The sequence below is a fragment of the Acidovorax sp. 69 genome (assembly GCF_002797445.1).
In the GTDB taxonomy this organism is placed as follows: Bacteria; Pseudomonadota; Gammaproteobacteria; order Burkholderiales; family Burkholderiaceae_C; genus Acidovorax.
Window position 1 is genome coordinate 3,493,647 of sequence record NZ_PGEP01000001.1, and the last position, 16,615, is coordinate 3,510,261.

Consider the following 16,615-nt stretch of genomic DNA (forward strand, 5'->3'; position numbering starts at 1 on the left):
GGCATTGACCGCACAGAAGCTACTAAAAACATAGCTGCCAGCGCAGATGGAACAAGCGCTGGTGGCTATTTTTATGCCCAAACGCCGTCACAACACCCGGCGCCCCTGCGCTACGGCTCCACCTGCGCGGGCACCAGGCGGCTGAGCCATTGCTCGCTGGGCTCGGGCCGGCCAAACAGGTAGCCCTGGTAAACGATGTCCGGCGCGCGCTGGCTCAGAAAATCAGCCTGGGCCTGGGTCTCGACCCCCTCTGCCACGACGCGCAAACCGAAGTGGCGGGCGACCGACAGGATGCCCTCGACCAACACACCATCGTCGGCGTTGGTGGGTGCTTCGTGCACAAAAGACCGGTCAATCTTGATCTCCTGGATGGGCAGGCGCTTGAGGTAGGCCAGCGATGAATACCCTGTGCCAAAGTCGTCGAGCGAGATGTCCACCCCCAGTGCGGCCAGCTCACGCATCTTGGCCACAGCGTCATCAAAATCGTCAATCACCAGGCCTTCTGTGACCTCCAGCGTCAGCAGCTGCGGGTCGGCGCCACTGGCGGCCAGCAGCGCACACAACTGCGGCACAAAACGCGCCTGACGAAACTGCCGCGCACTGAGATTGACCGACAGCCGCAGCCGCCGCGCAGCAAACGCAGGCTGTGCCAGCACCGCGCAGGAGTGAGCCAGCACCCAGCCGCCCACGCTGACGATGAGATCGGATTCCTCGGCAATGGGGATGAACATCCCTGGCGGCACCAGGCCGTCGCGCGGGTGTTGCCAGCGCACCAGCACCTCGGCCCCCGTGAGCTGCCCCTGCACATCCACCTGCGACTGCAGGTACAGCCGCAGCTCGCCCGCGCTCACGGCCTGGCGCAGCTCACGCTCCACCCGGAACCGCTGTTCGGCAGCTTCGCCCATGCCCTGCTCGAAAAATGCGGCACGCCCGCCGCCCGCCTGTTTGGCACGGTGCAGCGCAGTGCCCGCGCGGCGCAGGGCATCGTGGGCACTATCGCTGGCGTTTTGCGGGTACAGCGTGATACCCACGCTGGCGCCGAGTTGGGCTTCCTCTGCATCGCCATCCAGCAGCAAGGGACGCAGCAGCGCGGCCTGCAGCTTCTCGGCAAACACCAGGGCATGGGTGCCCGCCAGCGACACGTCGGCGCCCAAGCCATGCAGCACCACCGCAAACTCGTCGCCAGCCACGCGCACCAGAAGGCCCTGCGGCGGCAAGATTTCGGACAGGCGCAGCGCCACGGCACACAACAGGCGGTCGCCCATCTCGCTGCCGCGTGCATCGTTGAAGGTGGTGAAGCGATCCAGGTCCAGCAAGAGCAACGCATGTTGCAAGGCCGGCAGTCGGGCCGCGCGCCCCTGCAATACCTGCAGCCGCTCCATCAGCGTGGAGCGGTTGGGCAGGCTGGTGAGGCTGTCGAAATGCGCGAGACGATGGATTTCCTCGGCCGCGCGCTTGCGCTCGGTGATGTCCTGCTTCAGCTCCACATAGTGGCTCACGCGGCCGTCGGGCTGGCGAATGGGGGCCACCACCACCGACTCGATCAGCGCCTGCCCATCCTTGCGGTAGTTGACCTGCTCTCCCGCCCAGTTCTCGCCCCGTGCGAGGGTCGCGCGCAGGCCCTCGCGCTGTGCGGGTGCCAGGCCATTGCTCGAAAAACTGGCCGATGCCCCGCCCACCACTTCGTCGCGCCCATAGCCCGTGCGCTGCACGAAGGCATCGTTCACGTACTCGATGCCCTCGTGCAGGTCGGTGATGACAATGCTCTCCGGACTCTGCTCCACGGCCCGCAGCAGCTTGCGCAGCGCTGCCTCGCTGGTGGCCAGATTGGCGGCCGTGTGCTGTGCCTCCAACACCCGGTTCATGTAATTGCGACGCGAGAGCAGCGTGGCAGCCGCCGTGAGCACCAGGATACCCGCCAGGTACACCGCCCCCGCCACGCGGTTGGCCACCTGCAAGGGCTTGAACATGCCCTGGATGTCAGCCCAGATGAACCCCATGAACAGCAGCGCCGTCAGCCCCACCAGCGTGAGCGTGGCCCGCACCCCCAGCAGCCAGCCGGCCAGCACGATGATCACAGGGTAGTTGAGCAGGTTGGGGCCGTTGACACCGCCATTGCGCGCCGCCACCAGCGACACCGACACCCACACACCCCACACCAGCAGGTGGGCCGCCTGGGTCCAACGCTGCTGACGCGCCAGCAGCAGCGCCAACGCGCCCACCAGGCCCGCCACAAAATTGAGTGCCACACGGGCAGGCTGCACTGGCGCATCAAACATCAGCAGCACACCGATTACACCGCCAATCAGCACCACGGCCCAGCCCGCCACGCGCACCAGATGGCGTGTGGTGGCATCTTCGTGGTCAGGCAGCGGAACAGCAGGAGCTTCGGCCATGGCAACGGACATTGGGGGGAGGAAACCATCCTAACCGCTGCCATCCCAAACGCCTACGCACAAAATGCCAGCCGCTGCGGGCGCACAACAGCGACTCTGGCACCCACTGGCGGGCGGCTCGAAGGCGGATCAGTCCGCGTCGTCGCTGCCCGGAGCGGGCTCGCGCACGCCAGAGCCCTTGCCCTTGGCCTTGGTGCGGGCGTCCTTCTTGGCCTGGCGTTTGGCGTCCTCGGCCAGGCCGGCGGCGCGCCATGCCTCGAACTCGGCCGGCGTCTCCAGCGTGATGCGGCCCAGGATGGCGGTGCGAAAGTCCGTCATCACGATTTCGGCCGTTTTTTGCAGGTTCACGCGGCCGCCGCCCAGCATGGCGCCGCGTTTGCGACCAATGGCTTCGAGCAGTTCTTCGTCGTGCATGGCGGCCATGGCACCGGCGGGCAGGCCCAGCTTGTAGCGCGCCTCCAGCAAGGGCGCGTAGTTCTTTTGCAGGCGGCGCAGCAGCTCCAGCGCCACCAGCTCTTCGTCGTACGCATTGCGGCCTACGGCGCCGCTGGCGGCCAGGTTGTAGCCGCTTTCGGGCACCACAATGCGCGGCCACAGCATGCCGGGCGTGTCCCACAGGTAGAAGTCGTCGGCCAGCGTGATGCGCTGCTCCAGCTTGGTGATGCCCGCCTCGTCGCCCGTTTTGGCCTGGCGCTTGTTGGAGAGGGTGTTGATGAGCGTGGACTTGCCCACGTTGGGCACACCGCAGATCAGCACGCGCATGGGTTTGGCCATGCCGCCCCGGTTGGGCGACAGCAGGTGGCAGGCGTCGATCAGCTTGCGCGTGGGGGCCGGGTCCGACGCATCCAGCGGCAGGGCGCGCGTGTCGCTCTGGGCGTTGTACCAGTCCACCCACAGCGCCGTGCGGTCAGCGTCGGCCACGTCCTGCTTGTTGAGCACTTTGAGCGTGGGTTTGTGGCCGGTGATCTCGGCCAGCAGCGGGTTGGCGCTGGAGCCGGGCAGGCGCGCGTCCAGCACCTCGATCACCACGTCAATGTCCTTGATGCGTTCGGTGATGGCTTTTCGGGTCAGGTGCATGTGACCGGGGAACCACTGGATGGCCATGCGGGGGGTACTTTCTTGTGTTTTCGGAACTGTCCAAGGGTGGCAAGGATAATCGCGGTCTCATCTTTCCCTGATCTGGCGTGTTTTTGCACCGCCCCGCCCCACCATGCCACTGCCCGCACCCTCGTCCTCCAAGTCCACCCGCAAGGCCGACAAGGAAGTGCTGTTCAAGGGCGTGACCTGCGCCCTGATCGGCCTGGTCATCCTGCTGGCGCCCTACGTGGCCCGCTCCACCAGCGTGCGCGAGCTGATGGGCCAGGCCGCCCTGGTGGGCTGGTTTGCGCTGGCGCTGGGCATTGCGTTTGTGGTGCAGTACGCCATGCGTCGCTCCAAGGCAGCGCGCCGCCAGCCGTGACCTCGCTCATCGCCACCACCCCGGCCCGCGCGGTCGATAGTGTCTCGGCCCAAGCCATGTTCCTGGCCTTGCAGCAGCGCGCGGCCCATGCCGACATCGCGCTGCGCAAGCCGCCGCCCGAGCCCACCACCTGTTGCGGCCGGGGCTGCAACGGTTGTGTGTGGGAGGGTTTTCTGGACGCCGCCGAATACTGGCGGCAAGAGGCGCTGCTGCAGCTGGAGGCCTGAATATCAAGCCAAATCGGCCTCTAGCGCATTACCAATAAGCGCCAGCAGCTATCAAATCAGGATCGTTTGCCGCCAGCAGGTGGTGTCAGCCCAACTCTTTCACCGACATGTACTGCTCGCGCCACGCCTCAAACGGCAGTGTGTCTGCCGCCTCAATGGCCTTTTGGGCGGCGATGGACTCGTCGGCCATGACCAGGTAACGCGCCTGCTGCTCGGCCGTCCAGGGCAAGCCCAGCAACGCGTCGCGGGCGGCGATGGACTGCTGGCGGGCAAACCCTTCAAAACTGTGGGCATGCTGCTGCACGATGCGGTCCAGGACACGGGCCGATGGCGTCCTGGCAGGTGCGGCCATCAGTGCGCGGGCATCACGCAGCGCGGCGCTGTAGTCATCCGTGCCATGGGTGGCGTCCAGCGCCGCCGCCAGGGGCTCGCAGGCAGCCAGAACCTCGGAACCCCAATCGGTCAGCAGCACACTCTGGCCGTTGCGCGAAAGCTGAAGGCCACTCTCGCGGCCCCGCTCCGCCGTGAGGTGCTGGTTGCGCTTGAGTTCTGCAATCTCGGCCGGTGTGTCGGGCGGGCTGTCGGACAGCAAACAGTGCAGCAAAAATACGTCCAGCAGGCGCATGGTGGGCGCGGTGATGCCCACGGGCACAAACGGATCCAGGTCCATCAGGCGCACCTCGACGTATTCGACACCGCGCTCGCGCAGGGCATGCAGCGGGCGCTCGCCCGTTCGCACGGTGCGCTTGGGGCGGATGGTGCCGTAGAACTCGTTTTCGATCTGCAGCAGGCTGGTGCCCAGCTGGTTGTAGTCACCGCCGGGGTTGCGCACGCCCACGGTTTCGTAGGCAGGGTAAGGCTTGGTCAACGCCTCGTGCAGCGAATTGGCGTAGCCCGTGAGGCCGTTGTAGCTCACAGCCAGCGTGGACTGTGCATCGCTCTGGTAGCCCAGGCGCCCCATGCGCAGCGAGGTGGCGTGGGGCAGGTACAGCGCACTGCCGCCCTCCATCTGCTGCAGGCCGTGTTCCCGGCCTTCCACAAAACAGGGGCACAGCGCGGGCGAGGCGCCAAACAGGTACAGCAGTACAAACGCATGGCGGCGGAAATTGCGGATCAGCGAAAAATACTGCTCGCTGTCCACGCCCGGCAACGACCAGTTGTAGTGGATGCCCGAAATGGTCTGCATGCGCCGGCCATATCGGTGGCCCAGGCCCATGCGGTACACACTTTTGGCGCGGCCCACGTTGGAGCTGCCGTAGCGGCCAATCGGAATCGTCTCGTCCGTAGGCAGGCCGCACGGCATGCTGGAGGCCCACAGCAGCTCGCCGCCGCTGTCTTTCAAGGTGTGGTGCACAAACTGGTGCACCTCGGTCAGCTCATCCAGGCATTCCTGCACCCCTTTGCGGGCGCCAGTGATCAGCTCCAGCTGCGACTCGCTGTAGTCCGTGGTGATCAGCGGGTGTGTGAGGGCCGAGCCCAGCGCCAGCGGGTGGGGCGTAAGGGCCAGGCCGCCCGTGGGCAACACCCGCAACCCTTCCTTTTCAATGCCGCGGCGAATCCCTCCCAGGGCATCCGCCGGGTAGGCGGCCAGTCTCTCGTGCAATTTGCTCATATCTTTATACCGATCCAGCTTCTGTCGGCCCGGAACTTAGCACGGAGCACGATTGCACGTACGGACTTGGCTTAAACCCTGGCCGCCATGGCCTTTCCAACTTCGTTGGTTCCCTGCGCTGCACCGCTTTGTGGTACCTGCTCTCCCGCACGCTCGGTCACCTGGGCCAGGTGGGCGGCCAACTGCTCGGGCACATCCGCGCCAATCCCCAAATGGACACCCTGCGTGAGCGTGATGTGCGCCGCTTCGAACGTGCCCGCGCCCGCACACAGGATGGTGCGCGTGGGGGCGGATTCGTGTGCCAGCACCAGCATGGCGGGCACCACGGCTTCGGGCTTGAGGGCGTCCAGCACCTCCTGGGGCATCAGGCCCTCGGTCATTCGGGTGGCGGCCGTGGGCGCCAGCGCGTTCACATGGATGTTGTACTTGGCGCCTTCAATGGCCAGGGTCTGCATCAGCCCCACCTGGGCCAGCTTGGCCGCGCCATAGTTGCTTTGGCCAAAGTTGCCGTACAGGCCGGTGGACGATGTGGTCATCACGATACGGCCGTACTGCTGGGCCACCATGTGGGGCCACACGGCCTTGCAGCAATGAGCGGCGCCCATCAAATGCACATCCACCACCAGCTTGAAGTCGTCCATGCTCATCTTGGTAAACGATTTGTCGCGCAGGATGCCCGCGTTGTTGACCAGGATGTCCACGCGGCCCCAAGCATCGATGGCCTGCTGCACCATGGCCTCGACCGCCGCAAAGTCGGTGACCGATGCGCCATTGGCCAGCGCCTCGCCGCCCGCTGCGCGGATTTCGTCGACCACCGCCTGGGCCGCGCCCACCGTGGCGCCACTGCCGTCGACCGCGCCGCCCAGATCATTGACCAGCACCTTGGCACCGCGCGCAGCCAAAGCCAGCGCATGCTGGCGGCCCAGACCGCCGCCCGCGCCCGTCACGATGGCCACACGGCCTTGGAAGTCGATACCCATGGATGCTTCTCCTGTTGGTTGTCTAGAAAAAATAGAGAAAAAGAACTGGCAAGCACCCTGCACCGGCGCATACCGTGCGTGGCACTGTAAGCCACACGGCTCGGACTGGGCGTTGCGCACGCGACTGGGCGAGATGCCTTGGGATAATGCAACGCGCATTGCATGATGGGCACGCAACGCCACCCCCAACGGACTGGCGACGCATGCCCTGCAAAGCCAATGACTCACCAATTAATAGCATCACGCGCATGATTTCAAAGCGCTACAGGCACTTTTAACCCAAGGATCTCCCATGAAGGCAGTTTGGAACAATGTGGTTGTTGCCGAGAGCGACGACACCGTAGTGGTCGAAGGCAATCACTACTTTCCCGAAAGCGCGCTCAACCGCGACTACTTCACTTTCAGCAACCACAAGACCACCTGCCACTGGAAGGGCCAGGCCAGCTATCTGTCTTTGCTGGTCAACGGCGAGATGAACTCCGACGCCGCCTGGTTCTATGCCGACCCCAAGCCCGAAGCCGAAGAGATCAAGGGCCGCGTGGCGTTCTGGAAGGGTGTGAAGGTTGCACCTTGACCCCCCGTGCGGGTTATCCCTGCCAGCGCTGGACAATCATGTGGATAAGTTTTGACAAGCCCTGTATGACCGTGCCAAGTGCTTGATTTGTAAGGAAACACACTGCACCGCCTTATTTTTAAGCAACATGGAAAATCATGGCGCCGGTTATCCCGTCCTGCACTGGACAATCTTGTGGATAACCTTGGATAAGCCTTGTATGGCAGCTTTAAGTGTTTGATTTACAAGGAATATCCTTGTGAAGCTTAAAAAACAGGCACATTTGATTCACTTTGCACGCCAGCCGCCAACACCCCAGAGATGGCCACAAAGCCCCCGGTTATCCCTGCCTGCACTGGACAATTCTGTGGATAACCTTGAACAAGCCTTGTATGACAGGCTTAAGTGCTTGATTTACAAGGATTATCCTTGTGTCGCTTAAAAAATAGGCAACCCACCAGGACCAACCTTCTGCGGTACATTGCACGTCGGCGCACGCCCTAACGCTCTCAATTCAATAGCTTCTAACGCTTGATATACAAGCGCTGGAAGCCAAAATCATCCATGTCCCTTCCAGCCCTTCAGCACAGCCCCGCCGCAGAACGCAACCAGGCCCCCATCCTGGCCCAGCTGCTGGCGCTGCTGACACCCACAGGCGCGGCCCTGGAGATTGCCAGCGGCACCGGCCAGCACGCGGCGCACTTCGCCGCCGCCTTTCCCGGCTGGACTTGGCAGCCCACGGACCAACAGGCCACCCACTTTGCATCGATCACCGGTTGGGCCGCCCAGGCCGGCGCTGCCAACGTGCGGGCGCCGCTGCGGTTGGATGTGCTGCAAAGCCCCTGGCCCAGCGAGGGCCCGGCGTTTGGCGAGTCATCGTTTGACCTGATCTACTGCGCCAACATGCTGCACATCGCCCCCTGGGCCTGCTGCGCCGGGCTGATGCAGGGCGCGGCGCGGCACCTGGCGCCGGGGGGTTGCCTGGTCACCTACGGGCCCTACCTGGAAGACGGCGTGCCCACAGCCCCGGGCAACCTCGCCTTTGACGCCAGCCTGCGCGCGCAGGACGCCGCCTGGGGAATCCGCCGCCTGGAGGACGTGACCACGGTGGCCACCCAGGCGGGCCTGCGCCTGACCGCGCGGCACGCCTTGCCCGCGAACAACCTGCTGCTGGTGTGGACCAGCGCCCAGCCAGCCACTGCACAACCTCTGACGGAAGCGACCCCATGACCACCCCGACCGCCGCGCCCTTTTTCATCGCCAAGGTGGAGCCCGACGGCCAGCAATGCGACGCCTGGCCCGAGCAGCCCCTGCTGTTGTCGCTGGAGCAAGGCGGCATCGACTGGCCCAGCTCCTGCCGCAATGGCACCTGTCGCACCTGCATCGGCCAGTTGGTGGAGGGCACGGTGCGCTATGCCATCGAATGGCCAGGCCTGACCGCTGAAGAAAGAGCCGAGGGCTGCGTGTTGCCCTGCGTGGCCTACCCCGCATCGGACGTGGTGCTGCAGGGCAGCGCTATCTGATCTGCATCAGGCACATGCGTGCTCAAAGACGAACGCGAGCCGGGTGCACTAAAATCCATCGCTTCTGGGGCAAGATGCCCCTTTGACGTGCGGCAGCGCCGCATCGCATGTTCTTTGGGGCGGTTTCTTGGAGGCACCACTGCCTTCGGCCACGGGAACCTGTGCTGCAGCACACCGCCAGCAGGTATCTCACCTGCGGCCCCCACAGAAAGCCCCGACCTTCCATGAACACCCCTCTCACCCCCGTGCCGATCTCGCCCGTCGAGGACATCGTGGCCGAGATGCGCGCCGGGCGCATCGTCATCCTGGTGGATGAAGAAGACCGCGAAAACGAAGGCGACCTCGTCCTGGCCGCCGACCATGTGACGCCCGAGGCCATCAACTTCATGGCCCGCTTTGGCCGGGGTCTGATCTGCCTCACACTCACCCGCGAGCGCTGTGAGTTCCTGAAGCTCCCGCCCATGGCCGCGCGCAACGGCACGGTGTACAGCACGGCCTTCACCGTCTCCATCGAAGCCGCCGAGGGCGTGACCACCGGCATCTCTGCCGCCGACCGCGCCCGCACCGTGCAGGTGGCCGTGGACCGCAACAGCCAGCCCACCGACCTGGTGCAGCCTGGCCACATCTTTCCGCTGCAGGCCGTGGATGGCGGGGTGCTGATGCGCGCAGGCCATACCGAAGCCGGTTGCGACCTGGCCGCCATGGCGGGCTGCAGCCCTGCATCGGTGATCTGCGAGATCATGAAGGACGACGGCACCATGGCCCGCCTGCCCGATCTGCAGCTGTTTGCCGCCGAGCACGGCCTCAAGATCGGCACCATCGCCGACCTGATCGAGCACCGCAGTCGCAACGAATCGCTGGTCGAAAAGGTCGGCACGCGCACACTGCAAACCGCCTACGGCGAATTCACCGCCCACGCTTTCCGCGACAAACCCAGCCAGGCCGTGCACCTGGCGCTGGTCAAGGGCCAATGGAGCGCTGACGATGTGGTGCCTGTGCGCGTGCACGAGCCGCTGTCGGTGTTCGACGCGCTCGAAGTCAACCGCTCCATGCACTCGTGGGGGCTCGACACCAGCCTGCAATACCTGGTCAAACAAGGCAAGGGCGTGGCCGTACTGCTCAACTGCGGTGAAAGCGCCAGCCAATTGCTGGCGCAGTTTGAAGGCACCGCCCGCGCCGCCCAGGCGCCCGAACGCGGTCGCATGGACCTGCGCACCTATGGCGTCGGCGCACAAATTTTGCGCGAATGTGGCGTGCACAAGATGGCGCTCATGGGCCAGCCCCGCCGCATGCCCAGCATGGCCGGTTATGGCCTCGAAATCACCGGCTTCATCCCCAAGGAATAACAACTATGTTTGGCGCAGAAAAAGGAACAGCGGACAAGCTGGACGGCAAGAAGCTGCACATCGGCATCGTGCAGGCCCGCTTCAATGAAAGCATCACCAACACGCTGGCGGGGGCCTGCCGCGCCGAGCTGTTGGCCCTGGGTGTGCAGGAAAAGCACATCAAGCATGTGCTGGTGCCCGGCGCGCTGGAAGTACCGGTGGCCTTGCAGGCCATGGCCGAAAGCGATGAGTTCGACGCGCTGATCGCGCTGGGCTGCATCATCCGTGGCGAGACCTACCACTTCGAGCTGGTGGCCAACGAATCCGGTGCAGGTGTGACCCGCCTGTCGCTGGACTACCAGATACCGATCGCCAACGCCATCATCACCACCGAGAACCTCGATCAGGCCATTGCCCGCCAGACCGAAAAAGGCACCGATGCGGCCCGCGTTGCGGTGGAAATGGCCAACCTGCTGGACGAACTGTCATGAGCGAAAACACCCCCACCCCCTCTTCCGAACGCCCGCCCAAACAAGTCCGCACCGGGCTCAAGAGCACGGGCACGCGCAAGGCCGCATCCAAGTCCAACCGCAGCCGCGCACGCGAGTTCGCGCTGCAGGCGCTCTACCAGCACCTGGTGGGCGGCAACGACGCGTCGGCCATCGATGCCTTCACGCGGGATCTGGCGGGCTTTCACAAAGCCGACTCGGTGCACTACGACGCGCTGCTGCACGGCTGTATCGGCAACGCCGCCGAACTGGACGCGCTGATCACCCCACTGCTGGACCGCAAGATGGCCGAGATCTCGCCCATCGAGCACGCCACGATGTGGATCGGCGTGTATGAGTTCCAGCACTGCCTGGACGTGCCATGGCGCGTAGTGCTCAATGAATGTATCGAGCTGACCAAGGAATTTGGCGGCACCGACGGCCACAAGTACGTGAACGCCGTGCTCAACGGCCTGGCCCCGCAACTGCGCGCGCTGGAAGTGGCCGCCGACAAGGCCTCGGGGGCAGCAGCCACCTGACCAGGGCACGGGCAGGCGCCGGAGAGCGCCTCTCCCCGAGCCACGAAGTCTCCGTCCCGTCTTGCCAAAGACGGCGACCAAGCCCCCCCAGCAATCTTGAGCAACGCCCGGCCAACGCGGGCAGGATGCCTTTCCATGAAGTTTTCCACGCGCGCCGAGCGCATTGAACCGTTCTATGTGATGGAAGTCGCCAAGGCCGCACAAGCCCTGGCCCGCGAGGTGGCGGGTACGCGCGAGCCCATGATTTTCCTGAACATTGGCGAACCCGACTTCACCGCCCCCCCGCTGGTGCAGGAAGCCGCGGCCCGCGCCGTACACAGTGGCGCCACGCAGTACACCAACGCCCTGGGCCTCGATGCCCTGCGCGAGCGCATCAGCGGCTGGTACCAGAGCCGATTTGGCGTTCAGGTGCCCGCGCGCCGCATCGTGGTGACGGCCGGTGCATCGGCCGCACTGCAACTGGCGTGCCTGGCGCTCATCGAGTCGGGCGACGAGATCCTGATGCCCGACCCCAGCTACCCCTGCAACCGCCACTTCGTGAGCGCCGCAGAAGGCCGGGCCGTGCTGCTGCCCACCACGGCGGCCGAGCGCTATCAGCTCAGCGCCGACAAGGTGCGCGCCGCCTGGACGGAGAAAACCCGGGGCGTGCTGCTGGCCTCGCCCTCCAACCCCACGGGCACCTCCATCGCGCCCGACGAGCTGCGCCGCATCCACGACGTGGTGCGCGCGCACGACGGCATCACGATGATCGATGAGATCTACCTGGGCCTGTCATACGAAGAAGAGTTCGGCCACACGGCACTGGCCATCGACAACCACATCATCAGCATCAACAGCTTCAGCAAATACTTCAACATGACCGGCTGGCGCCTGGGCTGGATGGTGGTGCCCGAGGCCATGGTGCCTGTGGTCGAGCGCCTGGCACAGAACCTCTTCATCTGCGCCAGCACCGTGTCGCAACACGCGGCGCTGGCCTGCTTCGAGGCCGAGAGCATCGCCGAATACGAACGCCGCCGCGCCGAGTTCAAGGCCCGGCGCGACTTCTTCATCCCGGCGCTGCAGTCGCTGGGCCTCACGGTGCCCGTGATGCCCGACGGCGCGTTCTACGCCTGGGCCGACTGCACGCAGGCCGCACAGCAGCTCGGCGTGAACGGCAGCTGGGACTTCGCCTTTGAAGTCATGCGCCGCGCCCACATCGCTGTGACGCCAGGGCGCGACTTTGGCACGGCAGAACCTGAGCGCTTCATCCGCTTCTCCACCGCCAACTCCATGGCGCAACTGGAGGAGTCGGTGGCGCGGCTGCGCAAGCTCCTCGGGTAACGCGGCATGGCGTTTGAGTTTCCGATCCGCGTTTATTGGGAAGACACCGATGCTGGCGGCATCGTGTTCTATGCCAACTACCTCAAGTTCTTTGAGCGCGCCCGCACCGAATGGCTGCGCTCACTGGGCGTGGGCCAGCAGCGATTGCGGGAACAAACCGGCGGCATGTTTGTCGTAACCGATGCCCAGCTGCGCTACCACCGGCCCGCACGGCTGGATGACGAACTGATTGTTACCGCCGCCCTGCAGGCCTCGGGACGCGCATCGTTGACAATAGTGCAGCGCGCGCTCCTGAAACCAGAGCAGACAACCGAAAAAGCCCCGTTGCTGCTGACCGAAGGCACCATCCGCATCGGATGGGTTGATGCCACCACCATGCGCCCTGCAAGAATTCCGAGCCCTCTTCTGGAACAACTCACACCATGAACTCCCAAAACATGTCCATCATCTCCCTGGTGCTGCACGCCAGCTGGGTGGTGCAACTCGTCATGCTGCTGCTCTTGGGTGTGTCGGTGGCCAGCTGGGCGGCGATCTTCCGCAAGCTGTTCGCCCTGAAGCGCGTGAAGACCCTGAACGAAGATTTCGAACGCGAGTTCTGGTCGGGCACCAGCCTCAACGACCTGTATGCCAGCGCCGCCCAAAACGCCAAGCAGGCCGGTCCCATGGAACGCATCTTTGCCAGTGGCATGCGCGAATACCAGAAGCTGCGCGAGCGCCGCATCGCAGACCCCGGCACCCTGCTCGACGGCGCCCGCCGTGCCATGCGCGCGAGCTTCCAGCGCGAGATGGATGTGGTCGAGTCCAGCCTGTCTTTCCTCGCTTCGGTGGGCTCGGTATCACCCTATGTGGGCCTGTTCGGCACCGTGTGGGGCATCATGCACGCGTTCACCGGTTTTGCGGGCATGGAGCAGGTCACGCTGGCCACCGTGGCCCCCGGCATTGCCGAAGCGCTGGTCGCTACCGCCATCGGCCTGTTTTCCGCCATCCCCGCCGTGATCGCCTACAACCGCTTTGCCCGCGACATCGACCGCGTGGCCACACACCAGGAGACCTTCATCGAGGAGTTCTCCAACATCCTGCAGCGCAACCTGGGCGCTCAGGCCAATTCCGCCTCGGGGCACTGACACCATGCCCGCCATGGCATCCCGCGGCCGGGGCCGCCGCACCATCAACGAGATCAATATGGTGCCCTTCATTGATGTGATGCTGGTGCTGCTCATCATCTTCATGGTGACCGCACCCATGCTCACACCCGGTGCCATCAACATGCCAAGCGCAGGGGTTTCACAAAAACCCCCAGCCAATATTGCCCGCGTCATCCTCAACAAAGACGGCTCGATTCAACTGAAGACGCGCGACGCAACCGTCACTTTGAGATCGACCGAGGTGGGTCCCGCAGCGCTCCGTTGGCAGCAAGCGCAAAGCAAGGACAAAGACAGCGGCATTCTCTTGAGCGCCGACAAAGATCTCTCCTATGAAACCGTGATGAAGACGCTTGGCGTGTTGAAGAAAGCTGGAGTCGATAGGGTTGCGCTTGAAGTCAAGCAGAGCAGTTGAAGACTCGCTTTACTGAACCCATGCAAGCCCACAACGACCGCGAACAGTTTGCCCCTCCGCGCCCTCCGGCACGGCTGCGCGCCATCACGCTGGCGGTGCTCGTGCATGCGGCGCTGATCGGTGCGCTGACCTGGGGCGTGAACTGGAAGAACACTGCCGACCAGCCTGCCGTAGAGGCTGAACTGTGGGCCGCCGTGCCGACCCAGGCGGCCCCGCGCGCCGTGGAGCCCCCACCGCCACCGCCGGTGCAGCAGGTCACCCCTCCCCCGCCCCCTACGCCCCCCATCCGCGCCGCGCAGCCGCCCGACACGCGCGAGGCCGACATCGCCATCGAGCGCGAGAAGAAGCGCCTGGAGCAGGAAAAGAAGACCCGCGAGCAGCAGCAGGAGCGTGAAAAGCGCGAACGCGAGCGCAAGGAAGACGAACGCCGCGACCGCCTGGAGCAAGAGAAGAAAGAACGCCTGCAAAAGGAAAAAGAAAAAGAGAAGGACCTGCGAGAGAAACAACTGGCCGAGCAGAAGAAGGCGGAGCAGGACAAGCAGAAGAAGCTGGCAGATGACAAGCGCAAGGCGGAAGAAACCGCCAAGCGCAAATCCGAGACCGAGGCCAAGCAGTTGGCCGAGCAGCGCGAGGCCAACCTGCGCCGCATCCAGGGCATGGCGGGGGCCACAGGAGGCGAGAACGCCACAGGGACAGCCCAACGCAGCGCCGGCCCCTCGGGCAGCTACGGTGGCAAGGTGGCGGCCAAGGTCAAGCCCAACATCGTGTACCCCGATGCGATCTCGGGCAACCCACGTGCGGAGGTGGAGGTGCGCCTCTCACCCGACGGCACCATCGTGGGCAAGCGCCTTGTGCAGTCAAGCGGCAACAAGTCCTGGGACGACGCTGTACTGCGCGCCCTGGACAAAACCGAGACCCTGCCGCGCGATGTGGATGGGCGCGTGCCGTCTTCACTGACCATCGGCTTCAGGCCACAGGACTGATCCCCAAAAACAAAGCGCCCGGCAATACCGGGCGCTTGTTTTTTAGTCTTTTTGGCCTCTAGCGCTTGAGAAACATGCGCAAGCAGCTATTGATTAAGTAGCAAAACCCAACCATGCTTACCGATCACGCCGCTCCATGCGGCGGTTCAGGTTCAGCGCACCCAGTGTGCAGGCGACGCCGGACAACAGGTACACCGTTACCGCCAGCAACCCGAACTGGGACGACAGGTACAGGGCCACCAGGGGCGCAAACGCGGCACCGATGATCCACGCCAGGTCGGCCGACAGGGCGGCGCCTGTGTAGCGGTATTGGGGCGAGAAATTGGCCGTCACCGTGCCAGATGCCTGGCCATACGACAGGCCCAGCAGCACAAAACCCAGCAGCAGGAACATGGTGCTGCCCACTTCGCCGGAGTTAAGCAGCACCGGTGCCATGAAGCTGAACAACCCGATCAGCACCGCCATACCACCCAGCAGCTTGCGGCGTCCCAAATGGTCTGACAGCCAGCCGGACACCATGATAGCGCCCGCCGCCAGGAAGGCCCCCACAATCTGTACGCCCAGAACCTGCGTCACGGGTTGGTCTGAATACAAAGTGATCCACGACAGCGGAAACACAGTGACGAGGTGAAACAGCGCAAAGCTCGCCAAAGCCGCAAATGCGCCCAGCAGCACATTGCTGCCTTCGTCCCGCACCACGCGGCTGACCGGCACCGGTTGCAGTTCACGGTCCTGCAGCAACTCGGAATACGACTGCCCCACCACCAGCCTCAGGCGGGCGAAAAGCGCCACCACATTCACGGCAAAAGCCACGAAGAAGGGGTAACGCCAGCCCCAGGCCAGAAACTCCTGCACCGTGAGGCTGCTGTACAGATAAGCAAACAGGCTCGCTGCCAACACAAAACCGACCGGTGCGCCCAACTGGCCGATCATGGCGTACCAGCCTCGGCGATCTTTGGGGGCCGACATGGCCAACAGCGACGGCAACCCGTCCCACGACCCGCCCAATGCCAGCCCCTGCCCGATGCGCAGAATCAGCAGCGCCACCACTGCGGTCAGGCCCACGTCCTTGTAGCTGGGCAAAAAGGCCATTCCCACCGTGCACACACCCAGCAAGAAGAGCGCAATCGTCAGCTTGGTGCCACGCCCCCAGCTGCGCTGAATGGCCATGGACACGGCAGTGCCCACGGGCCGGACCACGAAGGCCACGGCCAGCAGCGCAAATGACATCAGCGTTCCATCCAGGCGCGACAGGAACGGAAACAGGAGAGACGGGAAGACGAGAACACAGGCGATCCCGAAAACGAAGAAGTCGAAATACTCGGACGAGCGTCCGATGATCACACCCACAGCGATTTCGCTGGGGGTCACATCTTCATGCGTGTCAGCCCGCGAGAGAGAGGCGGGGCTTTCTTCAAAACCGACCGCAGGGTAAGTGGCAGAGGCGGGGCTGCTCATGAACAGGGCTCCTTGTCGTTGTGTAGATAAGACAACTTCGTTCTACACGCAAGTGCACGCGGCGACAAGTGCGCTTTCACTAGGTCGATGGCAGGACAAACCCTGCTTTTCCCCTGAATTGCACCCCTTCAGGGCATTCCTCTTTGACCTTGGACAAAATGTCCAATGGACAAAAAAGCTAGCCATATTACATTC

Annotated in this window: 18 protein-coding genes; 13 read left to right on the forward strand and 5 right to left on the reverse strand. The window is 64.2% G+C overall.

Translation table 11 applies throughout. The features are described from left to right. Window positions 1-110: 110 nt before the first annotated feature. Both CLU85_RS16020 and ylqF read right to left on the reverse strand, forming a co-directional pair. Window positions 111-2,396: a bifunctional diguanylate cyclase/phosphodiesterase gene (locus CLU85_RS16020; protein ID WP_100412590.1), complete on the reverse strand. Its 2,286-nt coding sequence runs from the start codon at window positions 2,394-2,396 to the stop codon at window positions 111-113. A 129-nt stretch (window positions 2,397-2,525) separates the two neighbouring features. Next, on the reverse strand, window positions 2,526-3,500 hold the full coding sequence (gene ylqF, locus CLU85_RS16025) for a ribosome biogenesis GTPase YlqF (RefSeq protein ID WP_100411129.1): 975 nt from the start codon (window positions 3,498-3,500) through the stop codon (window positions 2,526-2,528). A gap of 106 nt (window positions 3,501-3,606) precedes the next feature. Here ylqF and CLU85_RS16030 point away from each other — a divergent pair, with 106 nt between their 5' ends. Further along, entirely contained in the window at window positions 3,607-3,855 is a 249-nt protein-coding gene (locus CLU85_RS16030) for a hypothetical protein (protein ID WP_100411130.1), read from the forward strand. A gap of 56 nt (window positions 3,856-3,911) precedes the next feature. Next, on the forward strand, window positions 3,912-4,082 hold the full coding sequence (locus CLU85_RS16035; protein ID WP_100412591.1) for an oxidoreductase-like domain-containing protein: 171 nt from the start codon (window positions 3,912-3,914) through the stop codon (window positions 4,080-4,082). Between the two features lie 85 nt (window positions 4,083-4,167). On the opposite strand, the gene gshA is transcribed toward CLU85_RS16035, so the two are convergent. Together gshA and CLU85_RS16045 are read right to left on the reverse strand one after the other, a co-directional pair. Then, complete coding sequence (gene gshA / locus CLU85_RS16040) at window positions 4,168-5,694, reverse strand: glutamate--cysteine ligase (protein ID WP_100411131.1); 1,527 nt, start codon at window positions 5,692-5,694, stop codon at window positions 4,168-4,170. A 71-nt stretch (window positions 5,695-5,765) separates the two neighbouring features. Continuing rightward, entirely contained in the window at window positions 5,766-6,674 is a 909-nt protein-coding gene (locus tag CLU85_RS16045; protein WP_100411132.1) for an SDR family oxidoreductase, read from the reverse strand. 292 nt (window positions 6,675-6,966) lie between these two features. On the opposite strand from CLU85_RS16045, the gene CLU85_RS16050 reads away from it, so the two are divergent. The 11 genes from CLU85_RS16050 to tolA all read left to right on the forward strand — a co-directional run bounded on the left by CLU85_RS16050 (window position 6,967) and on the right by tolA (window position 14,962). After that, complete coding sequence (locus tag CLU85_RS16050) at window positions 6,967-7,248, forward strand: DUF427 domain-containing protein (protein WP_100411133.1); 282 nt, start codon at window positions 6,967-6,969, stop codon at window positions 7,246-7,248. A gap of 543 nt (window positions 7,249-7,791) precedes the next feature. Further along, window positions 7,792-8,457, forward strand: a complete 666-nt coding sequence (locus CLU85_RS16055) for a DUF938 domain-containing protein (protein WP_100411134.1) — start codon at window positions 7,792-7,794, stop codon at window positions 8,455-8,457. Beyond that, the gene (locus CLU85_RS16060; protein WP_100411135.1) at window positions 8,454-8,750 is read left to right on the forward strand and encodes a 2Fe-2S iron-sulfur cluster-binding protein; all 297 of its coding nucleotides are present in this window, start codon (window positions 8,454-8,456) and stop codon (window positions 8,748-8,750) included. Before CLU85_RS16055 ends, CLU85_RS16060 begins: the two co-directional genes overlap by 4 nt. A 224-nt stretch (window positions 8,751-8,974) precedes the next feature. Beyond that, window positions 8,975-10,096 carry a bifunctional 3,4-dihydroxy-2-butanone-4-phosphate synthase/GTP cyclohydrolase II gene (ribBA, locus tag CLU85_RS16065; RefSeq protein ID WP_100411136.1) on the forward strand — a complete coding sequence of 374 codons (1,122 nt, stop codon included), beginning with the start codon at window positions 8,975-8,977 and terminating at the stop codon, window positions 10,094-10,096. A gap of 5 nt (window positions 10,097-10,101) precedes the next feature. Beyond that, entirely contained in the window at window positions 10,102-10,566 is a 465-nt protein-coding gene (ribH, locus tag CLU85_RS16070; RefSeq protein ID WP_100411137.1) for a 6,7-dimethyl-8-ribityllumazine synthase, read from the forward strand. Then, on the forward strand, window positions 10,563-11,102 hold the full coding sequence (nusB, locus tag CLU85_RS16075) for a transcription antitermination factor NusB (RefSeq protein ID WP_100411138.1): 540 nt from the start codon (window positions 10,563-10,565) through the stop codon (window positions 11,100-11,102). The genes ribH and nusB overlap by 4 nt, the downstream gene beginning before the upstream one ends. Before the next feature lie 135 nt (window positions 11,103-11,237). Then, window positions 11,238-12,422 carry a pyridoxal phosphate-dependent aminotransferase gene (locus tag CLU85_RS16080; RefSeq protein WP_100411139.1) on the forward strand — a complete coding sequence of 395 codons (1,185 nt, stop codon included), beginning with the start codon at window positions 11,238-11,240 and terminating at the stop codon, window positions 12,420-12,422. A 6-nt stretch (window positions 12,423-12,428) separates the two neighbouring features. Then, window positions 12,429-12,848, forward strand: a complete 420-nt coding sequence (ybgC, locus tag CLU85_RS16085) for a tol-pal system-associated acyl-CoA thioesterase (RefSeq protein ID WP_100411140.1) — start codon at window positions 12,429-12,431, stop codon at window positions 12,846-12,848. Next, the gene (gene tolQ / locus CLU85_RS16090; protein WP_100411141.1) at window positions 12,845-13,546 is read left to right on the forward strand and encodes a protein TolQ; all 702 of its coding nucleotides are present in this window, start codon (window positions 12,845-12,847) and stop codon (window positions 13,544-13,546) included. The genes ybgC and tolQ overlap by 4 nt, the downstream gene beginning before the upstream one ends. A 4-nt stretch (window positions 13,547-13,550) precedes the next feature. Next, complete coding sequence (locus CLU85_RS16095) at window positions 13,551-13,979, forward strand: biopolymer transporter ExbD (protein WP_100411142.1); 429 nt, start codon at window positions 13,551-13,553, stop codon at window positions 13,977-13,979. Window positions 13,980-13,999: 20 nt separating this feature from the next. Next, window positions 14,000-14,962: a cell envelope integrity protein TolA gene (tolA, locus tag CLU85_RS16100; protein WP_100411143.1), complete on the forward strand. Its 963-nt coding sequence runs from the start codon at window positions 14,000-14,002 to the stop codon at window positions 14,960-14,962. 117 nt (window positions 14,963-15,079) lie between these two features. Here tolA and CLU85_RS16105 read toward each other — a convergent pair whose 3' ends face one another. After that, window positions 15,080-16,420 carry an MFS transporter gene (locus tag CLU85_RS16105; protein WP_100411144.1) on the reverse strand — a complete coding sequence of 447 codons (1,341 nt, stop codon included), beginning with the start codon at window positions 16,418-16,420 and terminating at the stop codon, window positions 15,080-15,082. Between the last annotated feature and the right edge of the window lie 195 nt (window positions 16,421-16,615).